Here is a 13,483-nt window from a genome sequence, read left to right as displayed (position 1 = left end):
CACCACCCGCTGCACGACCTGTTGCACGATCAAGGAGTGACATGCGCCTGCGCACCCTCGTCCCGGCCGTCCTCGGCAGCCTCGCCCTGGCGGGCAGCCTCGTGACGGCCGGGCCCGTCGGCTCCGCCCGCGCCGACGACTTCAGCAAGCCCGACCGCGGCTTCGCCCCGCCCAACACCGTGCTGTCCGACGCGAGCCCGGCCTCGCTGGGTCTCGACCCCGACCCGATCGCAGAGGCCGTCGACCGCATCCACGCCCACGAGCAGGTCGACGCGAGCGGCCACCCGCTCTTCGCCGGTGCCGTCGGGATCATGGGCCACGAGGGGCGCATCGTCGAGCGCCACGCCAGCGGCTGGGCGCTGCGCTACGCCGACGCGAGCACCGAGCTCCCGCGCGACCAGTGGGAGCCGATGCGCACCGACACGATCTTCGACCTGGCGTCGGTGTCGAAGCTCTTCACCTCGATCGCCGTCGTCCAGCTCGTCGAGGAGGGCAAGGTCTCCCTCGAGAGCCCAGTGGCGGCCTACCTCCCGGAGTTCGCCGCGGGCGGCAAGGGGGCCGTCACGGTGCGCCAGCTGCTGACGCACACGTCCGGCTTCACCTCGTGGCTGCCGCTGTGGAGCAAGTGGCCCGACAAGGCCTCGCGCATCAAGGCCGTCATGGACCAGCCGCTGACCAACCCTGCCGGGTCGACCTACCTCTACAGCGATCTCAACCTCATCACCCTGGGCGTCATGGTCGAGAAGCTGCGCTGCGCGCCGCTCGACAGCGTGGTGCACGACCGCATCACGGCGCCCCTCGGCATGGGCGACACCGGCTACAACCCCACCGACCGCGCACGCACCGCGGCGACGGAGTACCAGACCGCCCCACCGCGCGGCCTGGTCCGCGGCGAGGTGCACGACGAGAACGCGTGGTCGCTCGGAGGGGTGGCCGGGCACGCGGGCGTCTTCTCGACGGCCGACGACCTCGCCGTCCTCTCCCAGGCGCTGCTCAACGGCGGCACCTACGAGGGGCGCCGCGTCCTCAGCCGCAGGAGCGTCGAGCAGCTCGTCACGGACTTCAACGGCGACTTCCCCGGAGACAGCCACGGGCTCGGCTTCGAGCTCGACCAGCGCTGGTACATGGACGCCCTGGCCGGGCCACGAACCGCGGGCCACACCGGCTACACCGGCACGTCGATCGTCATCGACTTCACGTCACGGTCGTTCGCGATCCTGCTCACCAACCGCGTGCACCCCTCCCGCAGCTGGGGATCGATCAACCTCGCCCGTCGCGAGTGGGCCCACGGACTCGCGGCGTCGATGGGCATCCGCCCGCGCCACGGCGACACCGCCTGGTTCACGGGGTCCGACAACGCGACGACCACCACCCTGACGACGCCCGCCCTCGCCGTCGGTCCCGGAGGCGCACGCCTCGGCTTCGACCTCTTCCTCGACACCGAGGAGACCGACCTGCTCCATCTCGAGCGGTCGACCGACAGCGGCGCCACCTGGTCGGCGGTGCCGTTCGAGGTCGTCGACCGCGGCGAGACCGAGAGCGCCGACGGCGTCGTCTCCCGCGCCGGCACCCGTCGCTGGGTGCAGGTCCGGGCCGACCTGACGGCGGGCTCGCAGCAGCTGCGCTGGCGCCACACCACCGACGGCGGCTACCTCGGGCGCGGCGTCGCGGTCGACGACATCGTCGTCAACGGCCCCGGTGGTGTCCTGCTCGACGGCGAGAAGACACCCGGCGCGTTCACCTCCGACGGGTGGCGGCTGCAGGGTCGCGACGCCGTAGCGTAGGCCCATGCCCAGGACCGACGGCGGGGCCCCCGCCCCCGCAGGTGCGCCGAGCGCAGCGAGCGCGTCCCTGCTCATCCGCCTGCGGGGGATCAAGCCCTCGCTCTCGCCCGCCGAGGACCGCGTGGCCGATATCGTGCTGGCCGACGCCCGGCGGGCCGCCGGCCTGACCATCAGCGAGCTGGCCACCGCAGCCCGCACGTCCGAGACGACGGTGCTGCGGTTCTGCCGACGGCTCGGTCTGCCCGGCTACCCGCAGCTGCGCCTGGCCCTCGCCGAGGAGTCCGCGCAGCCGCGCACGATGAGCAGCAGCGGCACCGACATCAGTGCCAAGGACTCGATCGACGACATCATCGCCAAGGTCGCCTTCACCGACGCCAGCGCTGTCGAGGAGACGGCCCAGCAGCTCGACCGCGAGGCCCTCGCCGCAGCGGCGGCCGCCATCGCCAGGGCCGGGCGCATCGACATCTACGGCATCGGCGCCAGCTCGATCGTCGGCACCGACCTCCAGCAGAAGCTGCACCGCATCGGGATCGTGGCCTTCGCCTGGAACGACCCGCACATCGCCCTGACGAGCGCCACGCTGCTCGGGCCGGGCGACGTCGCCGTCGGCATCTCGCACTCCGGCACCACGACCGAGACGATCGAGGCCCTGGCAGCCGCGCGCGCCACCGGAGCCAGGACTCTCGCGATCACGAACTTCCCCCTGTCGCGCCTGGCCTCGGGCGTCGACTTCCTGCTCACCACCGCCGCCCGCGAGACCAGCCTGCGGTCGGGTGCGACCGCGAGCCGGATCGCGGCCCTCACCGTCGTCGACTGCCTCTACATCGCCGTGGCCCAGCGCAACCTGCGCCGCGCCCGCAAGGCCGTTGCCGACACCCGCGAGGCCGTCGCCGGCCACCACGTCACCGACTAGGAGTGCCTCCGCCTGCCGACTCCCACCAGTCGTGACGCGCACGTGACTCATTTACGGCATTGACGGCATAGGCGTAGGAAACTAACCTCCATCGGGTGAGCAAAGAGGTGACCGTGGACGCCCCCACAGAGGAGCGCCATCCGGGGACGACGTCGATCGACACCCACACCTCGCTCGACATCCTCCGGGCCCTCAACGCCGAGGACGCCACCGTCGCGGCCGCCGTCGGCGAGGTGCTGCCCGAGCTCGCCCGCCTCGTCGACCGGGCGGTGGACTCGCTGCGAGCCGGCGGCACCGTCCACTACTTCGGCGCCGGCACCTCGGGGCGCCTCGCCGTGCTCGACGCCGCCGAGCTGCTCCCGACGTTCAACGTTCCGGCGGGCCTCTTCGTCGCCCACCACGCGGGCGGTCCCGAAGCCCTGGTCCGAGCCGTCGAGAACGTCGAGGACGACGCCGACCTCGGTCGTTCCGAGGCCGACACCCTCCGTTCGGGAGACATCGCGGTCGGCCTCACGGCCTCAGGGCGTACGCCGTTCGTGGCCGGCGCGCTCGAACGTGCCCGCGAGCGCGGCGCCGTCACCGCCCTCGTCACCGCCAACCCGCACGCCGAGATCGCCGAGCACGCCGACCACCTCCTCGACGTGCGGACGGGGCCCGAAGCGCTGACCGGGTCGACCCGGCTCAAGGCCGGCACCGCGCAGAAGCTGGTCCTCAACTCGTTCTCGACGGCCGTGATGATCCGGCTCGGGCGCACGTGGAGCAACCTCATGGTCGACGTCGTCGCCACCAACGCCAAGCTGCGCGGCCGCGTGCTGCGCATCCTCCAGGAGGCGACGGGCGCCGATCCCGGGCAGGCCAGAACCGCCCTCGACGAGGCCGGGGGCGAGCTGAAGCCGGCGCTGCTGTCGATGCTCGCCGGCGTCGACGCCGCCACGGCCCGCCGCGCCATCGCCGAGCACGACGGGTCGGTCGCGAAGGCCCTCGTCGCGCTCGGAGGCCCGTCCCTCGGCAGCACGGCAGTGCGCTGACGCCGTTCCTCCCCGCCCCGAACTCCCGCACCGCCCTCCCCCACCACCGGCGCCACCGGCACCACGCAGAACCCGACAGGAGCACGACAATGACGTTCGCCCCACACCTCACCGGCTCGTCGCGGGCCCGCCGCACCGTCCTCACGATCGCCGTCCTCTCCGGAGCCCTCGTCGTGACGGCCTGCTCGCCGTCCTCGTCGGGAGGCTCGGGAGGGACCGGCGCCGGCGACGACGGCAGGACCACCCTGACGGTGTGGTCGTGGCGCGTGGAGGACGAGGCGGCGTACAACAAGATCTTCGACGCCTACGAGAAGTCCCACCCGAACGTGAACGTCGAGTTCAAGGCCTTCAAGGCGACCGAGTACAACAAGATCCTCGCGACCGGCCTGGCCGGCGCCAACGGTCCCGACGTGCCGCAGGTCCGCTCCTACGGCCAGCTGCAGGGCACCGTGGCGAGCAGGTCGCTGCTGCCGCTCGACGGCAAGGTCGACCTGTCCGGCTGGGACGAGAACGTCGTCGCGAGCGCCAAGGGCAAGGAGGACGGCAAGACCTACTCCGTGCCGCTCGCGCGCCAGACGGTCCAGATGTTCTACAACCAGGGCCTGTTCGACAAGCTCGGCATCAAGGCCCCCACCACGTGGGACGAGTTCGTCGCCGCCAACGACAAGCTGATGTCCGCCGGGGTCACCCCGATCGCCGTGGGCGCCAAGGACGACTGGACCCTGCCGATCGTCCACGAGGTGCTCGCCGGTGCCCGTTTCGGTGGCAAGGCCTTCCAGGGCGAGGTGCAGTCGGGCAGGAAGTCCTTCACCGACCCCGAGTGGGTGGGCTCGGTCAAGGTCGTCGCCGACCTGGCGAAGTACATGCCCAAGAACGTCACCGGCGTCGCCCAGACCGACGCGCAGACGCTGTTCTCCGCCGAGAAGGCCGCGATGATCCCCGGTGGCAGCTTCGACCTGTCGGTCTTCCAGAAGGCGAACCCGGCGATGAAGATCGGGATCTTCCAGGTGCCGCCGGCCCCGGGCTCGCCGAGCGGTTCGGCCGCGACCACGGCAGGATGGGCCGATGGCAACTTCGCCGTGTCCGCCCGGTCGAAGCACCCCGCCGAGGCCACCGAGCTCGTCACGTGGATGACCTCCAAGCAGTTCGGCCAGATGGTGAACGACGAGATCAAGCAGCTCTCCGCGGTGCCCGGCGTCGAGCCGACCGACCCGCTGCTCAAGCAGATGAGCGACAACTACGCGAAGTCCGGCTCGCCCTACCTGCTGCTGACCGACTTCCGCTACGGCGCCCCCTCGGGCACCGAGCTGCTGGGCAAGGGCATCCAGCAGATGCTGCTCGGTTCCAAGGACGCCGCCACGGTGAGCAAGGACCTCGACACCGGCATCAAGACGTGGTTCAAGCCGAGCGCGTGACGCCCGACCCGAAAGGCACGGCATGAGGCACGGCATGAGGCACGGCATGAGGCGGCGCACCGGCCTGCTCTTCGTGGCCCCGGCGCTCGCGCTCTTCGCGGTGTTCGTGCTCTACCCGATGGTGACGGCGTTCTCGTACGCCTTCTTCCACTGGCAGGGCACGACCCGCGGGGCGTTCTCCGGGGTCGCGAACTTCACGACCCTCTTCACGCGGGCACCCTTCACGACCGACCTGCCCCAGGCGCTGCTGCACAACGTGCTCTTCTTCGTCGGCACGATGCTCATCCAGAACACCGTCGGGCTCACCATCGCGTACCTGCTCCACAGCCGCCCGCGCAGCCGTCGGGTGCTGCAGACGCTCTACGCGATGCCCTACCTGGTGAGCCCGATCGTCATCGGCTACCTGTGGACGCTGCTGCTCTCGCCCACCTTCGGGCCGGTCAACACCCTTTTGACGAGGGTCGGCCTCGAGTCGTGGGCCCTGCCGTGGCTCGGCGACCCGAAGACGGCCCTGTGGGTCGTCATCCTCGTCAGCGTCTGGCAGTGGATCGGCTTCCCGGTGCTGCTCTACGGCGCGGCTCTCGGTGGCGTGCCCGAAGAGCTCACCGAGGCTGCCCGCGTCGACGGCGCGAGCAACCGCCAGGCGTTCTTCCGCATCACGCTGCCGCTGCTCGTCCCCGCTGTCGGCACCGTCTCCGTGCTGACGTTCATCTTCGCCATGGAGGCCTTCGCCCTGCCGTACGCATTCGGCGGCTCGACCGGAAACCCAGCAGGCGCAACGGACTTCGTCTCGCTGCTCTTCTACCGCACGGCCTTCGACTCGGGCGCCACCGACGCCATCGGCAGCTCGTCGGCCCTGGCGACCCTCCTGTTCCTCATCATCTTCGGCGGGGCCTACGCGGCCACGGCCGTGCTGCGCCGACACGAGCGGAGGATCACCGCATGACGACCGCCGTCGTCACTCCCGAGGCACCCGCGCGGCAGGCCACGACGTCGTCCGCCCCCCGCAGTCGGCGGCGGCCACCCCGGCCCAACCGTCCCGTGGGCGGAACGGGTGCCGGCGTGCTCCTGTGGGGGTATGCCGCACTCGCGCTGGTCCCGCTGCTGCTCATGGTCGGCAACAGCTTCCGCACCAACGCCGACCTCATCACCGACCCGCTCGGGCTGCCCAGCCCTCCGACGACGGCGAGCTACGTCGAGGCGTGGACCACGGGCAGCTTCGCGACGTACTTCGGCAACTCGCTCGCCGTCACCGTGGGCGCCGTGGCCATCTCGACAGCGGTGGCGACGATGGCCGCGTATGCCCTGGCGCGGAGCCGCTCACGCATCTTCCGGTGGCTCGAGTCGCTCTTCCTCTCGGGGCTGATGCTGCCGATCCACCTCGCGATCCTGCCGATCTTCTACCTCTTCGACGGGCTCGGGCTCGTCGACTCCCGGCTGGGCCTCATGCTCATGTACGCCGCGTCAGGCATCCCCTTCTCGATCTTCGTGCTCACGACGTTCTTCCGGCAGCTGCCCGAGGAGCTCGAGGAGGCGGCGGCCCTCGACGGCGCGACGAGCTGGCAGACGTTCTGGCGCATCATGGTTCCGCTCGTGCGTCCCGCCCTGGCGACCGTGGCGGTCTTCCGCTTCGTGCCGATCTGGAACGACTTCCTCTTCCCGCTCGTGCTGCTGCGCCGCGAGGAGAAGTACACCCTCCCCGTCGGCCTCACGACCTTCTTCGGCGAGAACGCGACGAACTACTCGGCCGTCTTCGCCGGGCTCGTCATCACCACCGTCCCCCTCATCGTGCTGTTCCTCGTCGCGACGAAGCAGATCGTCGCGGGCTTGACCGCCGGCATGGCCAAGTGATCGGCTCGCTCACGTGAGCGAGCCGACCGACACGGTGGTTGCCGTCGACGTCGGCGGCTCGGGTCTTCGCCTCCAGACGTATGCCGGCTCGCCGGGTCCCGTGCGCACCGCCGCGGGCGTGCGGGTCGGGGCCGGAGGCATCGACGTGCCGGCGCTCGTCGGGGATGCGCGCCGGATTCTCGACGACGGGTTGACCTCTGCCGCAGGACCCCCCGCGGTCGTCGTGTGGTCGATGCGGGGGCTGCTCTTCCTCGCTGACCGCGCGGAGGTGCTGCGCACGGTGGTGCACGGCCTCGGCGCCCGACGCACCGTCGTCGTGAGCGACGCCGTCGCCAACCTCGTCGGCGCCACCGGACGCATCGGTCCGGGTGCCGTCGTCGCGGCCGGCACCGGCGCGGTCGCCTTCGGCACGGACTTCGAACGACAGTGGCGGCGCGTCGACGGGTGGGGTCACGTGCTCGGCGACGCCGGGTCCGCCGCGGTGCTGGGGATGGGAGGCCTGCGGGCGGCACTCCGGGCCCACGACGGCCTCCCCGACGGGTCGCCCGCCCTCCTCGACGCGGCGACCGCCCTGCTCGGACCACCCGAGACGTGGCCGCGCCAGGTCATGACGACCCCCGACGCGCCGGAGCGTCTCGCCGCCGTCGCCCCGCTCGTCACGGCAGCCGCCGCAGACGACCCCGTCGCCCGAGACCTGTGCGCGCGAACGGGTTCGGCTCTCGCACAGGCGCTGCTCCGCGCCGCGGAGGGGCTCCCGTCACCGAGCCTCACCGCGACCGGCGGCCTGCTGGCGGCACCACCGGTGGTGGACGCCCTCGACGCCGCACTGGCCCGGACGGGGGTCGCCCGCTCACCTGCGCTCGGCGGCGCGCTCGACGGCGCACTGCTGCTCGCCCGGCACCTGCTCGAGAAAGGCAGCGTTCCCGAGCACCCGGCATACCTGCTCGCCGGTTGACGCCCGAGCGCCGGCGAACCCCCGATGGACACCCCGGGGGGCCGGCTGCGCCGATCGGGTACGTCCCAGGTCGGCCTCGACAGCCCGGCCGGGCTCGGGGCACCCTCACCAGCCGACTGGAGTCCCGCATGTCCGATCACGACGCCCACCGCCCCGGCCTGGGCTCGCTACCCCACGCGGACGGCACCGCCTTTCGTGTGTGGGCGCCCAACGCCGACGCCGTCGCGGTCACGGGCAGCTTCACCGACTGGTCAGAGGACGGCCACGCCATGGTGGCCGAGGACAACGGGCACTGGTACACCGACGTCCGGGGCGTGCGTCCCGGCGACGAGTACCAGTTCGTCATCACCAACGGCGATCAGCGCCTCATGCGCGTCGACCCCCGCGCCCGCGTCGTGACGAGCTCGTCGGGCAACGCCGTCGTCTACGACCGCGACGCCTTCGACTGGAGCGGCGACACGTTCGGCTGCCCGCCGCACGACGAGCTCGTCATCTACGAGACCCACATCGGGTCGTTCGTCGCGACCGAGGGTGACGCGGGCGACCTCGGCGGTCTGGCCGGCAAGCTCGGCTACCTCGCCGAGCTCGGCATCAACGCCGTCGAGCTGATGCCCGTCGCCGAGTTCGCCGGCGACTACTCGTGGGGCTACAACCCCTCGAACCCGTTCGCCGTCGAGAGCACCTACGGAGGCGCCGACGCGCTCAAGGCGTTCGTCAAGGAGTCACACCGTCACGGCATCGCCGTGATCCTCGACGTCGTCATCAACCACTACGGCCCGAGCGACCTCTCCCTGTGGCAGTTCGACGGCTGGAGCGAGGACGGCAAGGGCGGGATCTACTTCTACAACGACGAGCGCTCGTCGACCCCGTGGGGCGACACCCGACCCGACTACGGCCGGGACGAGGTGCGCACCTACCTCCACGACAACGCCATGATGTGGCTCGAGGAGTTCCACCTCGACGGGCTCCGGTTCGACGCGACGCTCTACGTGCGCACCATCGACGGTCTCGGCACCGGCGACCTGCCCGAGGGCTGGGACCTCATGCGCTCGATCACGACGACGGTCCGCGAGCGGCATCCCGACAAGATCCTCATCGCCGAGGACCTCCAGGGCGACCCGGCGATCACCTCCACCGACGACGGTGGGGCCGGGTTCCACGCACAGTGGGACACGAGCTTCGTCCACCCGGTGAGGGGCCTGCTGACGGCCGTCGACGACGCGGAGCGCTCCATGACCGACCTCGCCGACGCCCTGGGCGGCACCGACGAGCCGTTCCGGCGCATCGTCTACACCGAGAGCCACGACGAGGTGGCCAACGGCAAGCTCCGCATCCCCCACGAGGTCGACGGGGACGACCCGAGCGGCTGGGCGGCGCAGAAGCGGGCCACCCTCGGCCTCGCCATCGCACTGACGTCGCCGGGCATCCCGATGCTCTTCCAGGGCCAGGAGTTCCTCGAGGACGAGTGGTTCCGCGACGACGTGCCGCTCGACTGGGAGCGGGCCGAGCAGTTCCGCGACATCGTCCGCCTCGGTCGCGACCTCATCCACCTGCGCCGAGACGTCGACGGCGTCTCACGCGGCCTGCGCGGCGAGGGCTTCGAGGTGCTCCACCTCGACGACGAGGCCAAAGCCCTCGTGTGGGCACGGCGCTCCGGCGACGACGTCGCCGTCGTCGCCGTCAACGCGAGTGCGGAGGCACGTGACATCACGACGGGTATGCCGTCCGCCGGCCCGTGGGTGGTCCGCTTCAACTCCGACGCGGCCACCTACAGCGCCCTCTTCGCGGGTCACGAGACCCACGACGTGGACGCGGTCGAGGAGTCCCTGGACGACCAGCCCGCCAGCGGCACGGTCTCGGTGGGCGCGTACACCCTCGTCGTCCTCACCCCGGCCTGACGCGGCGGCAGGTGTGCACGTCACTGCCCGGGTGCTCGATCCGGCCGACGGCACGCGCGTCGCGCCGCTCGAGGGATCGTCCACGAGCGATCGGCAGCAATCCGTTTCCGTGACGTCTCCGAAGCACAGTCGACGGCCGCCGCCGAACTGAGGGGTCCGGCGGCAGCCGTCGGTGCGGGCACGCTGCCGCGCCTCGGTTGCGCGGGGGGACGCGCACGGAGGCCCACCTGACGAGGTTCGTCAGGTGGGCCTTGTCCGTCCGCCCGGCGGTGCCGGTGCTTCTCAGCGCAGCGGGTTGAACGGGCTGAGCTGCTCGGGGGCCTTGCCGGTGACGATCTGCTCGGCGAGCAGGCGGCCGGTGACGGGACCCAGCGTGATGCCCCACATGCCGTGACCGCCGGCGACGAAGACCTTGGGGTTCTGCGACGCGCCGATGAGCGGCAGGCCGTCGATGGTGCAGGGGCGCGAGCCGACCCACTCGTCCTGGCGGTGGTCGAGGTCGGCACCCTTGAGCAGCGGGCGCGCCGACTCGACGATGGCCCCGATGCGGCGGCGGTCGAGTGCGGCCTCCGGCTGGCGGAACTCCATCATGCCGGCCACGCGCAGGCGGTCACCGACCGGCGTGCAGGCGACGCGGGCGGCGGGGAAGTACACGGGGCCGTTCGGCAGGTCCTCGACCTCGACCGAGAACGAGTAGCCGCGGCCGGCCTGGACGACACGCTTGACGCCGAAGTCGCGCGCCAGCTTGCCGAGCCACGCACCCGTCGCGACCACGACGGCGTCGTAGTGCTCGGCCTGACCGAAGTCGTTCGTGACGAGGACGCCGGTCGGGGTGTCTGTGACGCGCGCGACGGCGCTGCCGGTGACGATCTTGCCGCCGCGGGCGGTGACCGAGTCGGCGAGCGCGGCGACGTACGCGCCGGGGTTGATGAACCGCTGGCCGTGCAGCACGATCGCGGCGCCGATCTCGTCGGAGAGGGCCGGCTCGATGGCGCGGGCGTCGTCGCCGGAGAGGACGTCGAAGGTGATGTCGCCGCCGGAGGCGTGGATGTGCTCGATCTCCTCGAGCAGCGTCTGGCGCTCCTCGGCGGTGCGGTAGGCGGCCGTGAACGACTTCGCCTCGTAGGTGTCGGCGTCGACGCCGCCGGCCTTGAGCAGGTCGAAGCTCTGCAGCGAGAGGTCGTTGACGGGCACGAGTGCGCCCATCGCCTTCTTCCACGCCTTCATCGTGCTGTGGCGCGTGAAACCGGTCACGAAGCGCAGGAAGTCGGGGCGTGCGCTCGGCGGCACGTAGACCGGGGAGCTCGGGCTGAGCACGGCGCGCAGGCCGTACTTGAGCACGGCGGGCTCGGGCAGCGGCGTCGCGATGCCCGGCGTCAGCCAGCCCGCGTTGCCCCAGGACGCACCCGCGGCGACGCCGTCGCGGTCGATGACGGTCACCTCGACGCCACGCTCCTGGAGGAACCAGGCGGTCGCGAGACCGACCATGCCCGCTCCGACGACGGCAACGCGCTCGGGGACCGGGGTACCAGCGGTGTTCACGGCAGGCATGCGGATCGACTCCTGTGGGTGGGTGGGTGCCTTGCGACCATGGTGGTGCCTGCGCGGGACGACCCCTTGGTGCCGTGCTGACAGAGTTCGCGCCTCTGCTTGTGCGCGCAGCACAGCACGTGCGGCATGATGAGGTATGCCGTCCGCCCGGTCCGCCCCGGCTTCCCGACGCTCGCGCGCCGGCGCCACGCGTACGTCGTCCACGACCCCGGTCGGGCTCCCGGTCGCCCAGCTCGTGGGGGCACTCGGCGGGGGCCTGCTGACCGTCGTCGTCGACGCGGGCGGCCCGCCCGTCGACGACGTGACCCTGGCGGAGCCTGCCTCCGGGGTGTTCGGCCAGGCCGGCGACCTGCTGCTGGGGGTCGGCGTCGAGCGGCCCGCGGAGGCGACGGCGCTGCTCGAGGCGGCCGCCGCCGTCGACACCGGTGCCGTGGTGCTGCGGCGGGCCGCGGCGCGCCACCAGCAGGTCAAGACCGCCGCCGCCCGGTTCGGCGTGAGCCTCGTGGAGCTGGCCGACCACGCCTCGTGGGCGCACGTCGTGTGGCTGCTGCGCGGCGTGCTCGACCGGGCGGCGAGCGGCCCGGCGGTCCGCGCCGAGGGACCCGTGCTCGACGAGCTCTTCGCCCTGGCCGACGCCTGTGCGGCCCTCGTCGACGCCCCGATCACCATCGAGGACACGCAGTCGCGGGTGCTCGCCTACTCCTCAACGCAGGACGTCGCCGACCCTGCGCGCGTGTCGACGATCGTCGGCCGCCGGGTGCCCGACGAGGTCATCGCCAACCTGCGTGGACGCGGCGTCTTCCGGCGGCTGGCCCGGTCCGACGAGCCCTTCTTCGTGCCCGCCGGGCGGGGGCTGCGTGCCCGGGTGGTCGTTCCCGTCCGCGCCGGCACCGAGTGGCTCGGCTCGATCTGGGCCGTCGTCGACGACGAGCCGGCCGAGCACGTCATGGGATCGCTCGCCCAGACCGCCTCGGTCGTGGCGCTCCACCTGCTCCGGATGAGGTCGCAGGCGGACCTGGCGCGTCGGGTCTCCGCCGACCGGCTCAGGGCCCTGCTGAGCGGCGACACGCTCGAGGCGGAGAGCTGGCTCCCCGCCGCACCGTGGCGCGTCGTCGTGCTGTCCGGAGCACACCGTGACGACGGTCCGATAGGCCCTCGTCCTCGAGCGGCAACAGCCCGGGACTCAGGCGGAGCGCCCGCCCGCGAGGCGGCCGCGCCTCGTGATGCCGACCGGGAGCTCGACGTCTGGGAGTCGGTGGCGCGCCGCCGGTCATGGCGCCAGCCGCTCCTCGCCATCTTCGACGGCGTCGCCCTCGCGCTGGTGCGGGACGTGCCCGGCGACGGTTCGCCGGGCACCTGGGAGTGGCTGCTCGGCGTCGTCGAGGAGGTCGCCGGCGCCACGCCGAGCGCCACTGCCAGCGCCGGTGGTCGCGTCTCCCGCGCCGTCGACCTCGACCGGTCGCGCCGTGAGGCCACGGAGGTGCAGCGCCTGCGCGACATCGGCAGGGTGACCGGGACCACCACCACGGTCGAGGAGGCCTGGGCTGCCGTCACCAACGCCCGCGCCCTCGGCGGCATCTGGACCGAGGAGCTGCTCGGCCCGGTCGCCACGATCCGCGACCACGACGAGTCGCACCAGACGGCATACCTCGAGACCGTGGCCGCCTGGCTCGACCACCCCGGCGACCCACGCGAGGCCGCAGCCCGGCTGCACGTGCACCCGAACACCCTGCGCTACCGCATGCAGCGCCTGTCCGACGTCGTCGACCTCGACCTGCACGACCCCGAGACGCGCCTGGCCCTGCGCCTGCAGCTCCGGGCACTCGGACACTGACGTTCGGCCCACCCGACCGGGCGACCTCGATACCGTGGCCGGCATGGGCGAGGCGACGGCCGAACGCGACACGCGGACCTGGCTCACCCACTCGGAGTTCGAGCGGATCTACGGCCCGGTGCGAGCGTGGACGCCGGCGCAGGCCGGGGAGATCCTCGCCGGGCTCGACGTGCCGTGGTGGGTGGTCGGGGGCTGCGCCATCGAGGCGTTCACCGGCGTGGCCCGACCTCACGAGGACCTCGACCTGTCGGTGT

Annotated in this window: 10 protein-coding genes; 9 read left to right on the top strand and 1 reads right to left on the bottom strand. The window is 72.2% G+C overall.

Features of this window, described 5'->3' with window-relative positions:
• Positions 1-41 precede the first annotated feature (41 nt).
• From ACFQ2V_RS08385 to ACFQ2V_RS08350, 8 genes are all read left to right on the top strand, one after another.
• Positions 42-1,784, top strand: a complete 1,743-nt coding sequence (locus ACFQ2V_RS08385; RefSeq protein ID WP_386052216.1) for a serine hydrolase — start codon at positions 42-44, stop codon at positions 1,782-1,784.
• A gap of 4 nt (positions 1,785-1,788) precedes the next feature.
• The gene (locus ACFQ2V_RS08380; protein WP_386052215.1) at positions 1,789-2,697 is read left to right on the top strand and encodes a MurR/RpiR family transcriptional regulator; all 909 of its coding nucleotides are present in this window, start codon (positions 1,789-1,791) and stop codon (positions 2,695-2,697) included.
• A 113-nt stretch (positions 2,698-2,810) separates the two neighbouring features.
• Positions 2,811-3,725, top strand: a complete 915-nt coding sequence (locus tag ACFQ2V_RS08375) for an N-acetylmuramic acid 6-phosphate etherase (RefSeq protein WP_386052214.1) — start codon at positions 2,811-2,813, stop codon at positions 3,723-3,725.
• Positions 3,726-3,814: 89 nt separating this feature from the next.
• Entirely contained in the window at positions 3,815-5,140 is a 1,326-nt protein-coding gene (locus ACFQ2V_RS08370) for an extracellular solute-binding protein (protein ID WP_386052213.1), read from the top strand.
• A gap of 46 nt (positions 5,141-5,186) precedes the next feature.
• Complete coding sequence (locus ACFQ2V_RS08365; RefSeq protein ID WP_386052212.1) at positions 5,187-6,086, top strand: carbohydrate ABC transporter permease; 900 nt, start codon at positions 5,187-5,189, stop codon at positions 6,084-6,086.
• Positions 6,083-6,991 carry a carbohydrate ABC transporter permease gene (locus tag ACFQ2V_RS08360; RefSeq protein WP_386052211.1) on the top strand — a complete coding sequence of 303 codons (909 nt, stop codon included), beginning with the start codon at positions 6,083-6,085 and terminating at the stop codon, positions 6,989-6,991. The genes ACFQ2V_RS08365 and ACFQ2V_RS08360 overlap by 4 nt, the downstream gene beginning before the upstream one ends.
• 13 nt (positions 6,992-7,004) lie before the next feature.
• Positions 7,005-7,946 carry an N-acetylglucosamine kinase gene (locus tag ACFQ2V_RS08355; protein WP_386052210.1) on the top strand — a complete coding sequence of 314 codons (942 nt, stop codon included), beginning with the start codon at positions 7,005-7,007 and terminating at the stop codon, positions 7,944-7,946.
• Positions 7,947-8,074: 128 nt separating this feature from the next.
• Positions 8,075-9,844: an alpha-amylase family glycosyl hydrolase gene (locus ACFQ2V_RS08350; RefSeq protein ID WP_386052209.1), complete on the top strand. Its 1,770-nt coding sequence runs from the start codon at positions 8,075-8,077 to the stop codon at positions 9,842-9,844.
• Positions 9,845-10,126: 282 nt separating this feature from the next.
• Here ACFQ2V_RS08350 and ACFQ2V_RS08345 read toward each other — a convergent pair whose 3' ends face one another.
• Positions 10,127-11,395 (bottom strand): NAD(P)/FAD-dependent oxidoreductase, encoded by a 1,269-nt coding sequence (locus ACFQ2V_RS08345; protein ID WP_386052208.1) that lies wholly within the window; start codon positions 11,393-11,395, stop codon positions 10,127-10,129.
• A 136-nt stretch (positions 11,396-11,531) separates the two neighbouring features.
• On the opposite strand from ACFQ2V_RS08345, the gene ACFQ2V_RS08340 reads away from it, so the two are divergent.
• Positions 11,532-13,229, top strand: coding sequence for a PucR family transcriptional regulator (locus ACFQ2V_RS08340; RefSeq protein WP_386052207.1), 1,698 nt, complete (start codon positions 11,532-11,534; stop codon positions 13,227-13,229).
• The last annotated feature ends 254 nt before the right edge of the window (positions 13,230-13,483 follow it).

The sequence above is a fragment of the Terrabacter terrigena genome (genome assembly GCF_042676085.1).
Taxonomy (GTDB): Bacteria; Actinomycetota; Actinomycetes; order Actinomycetales; family Dermatophilaceae; genus Terrabacter; species Terrabacter terrigena.
The sequence above is the reverse complement of the archived record's forward strand: the minus strand, read 5'-3'. Positions and strand labels throughout refer to the sequence as shown.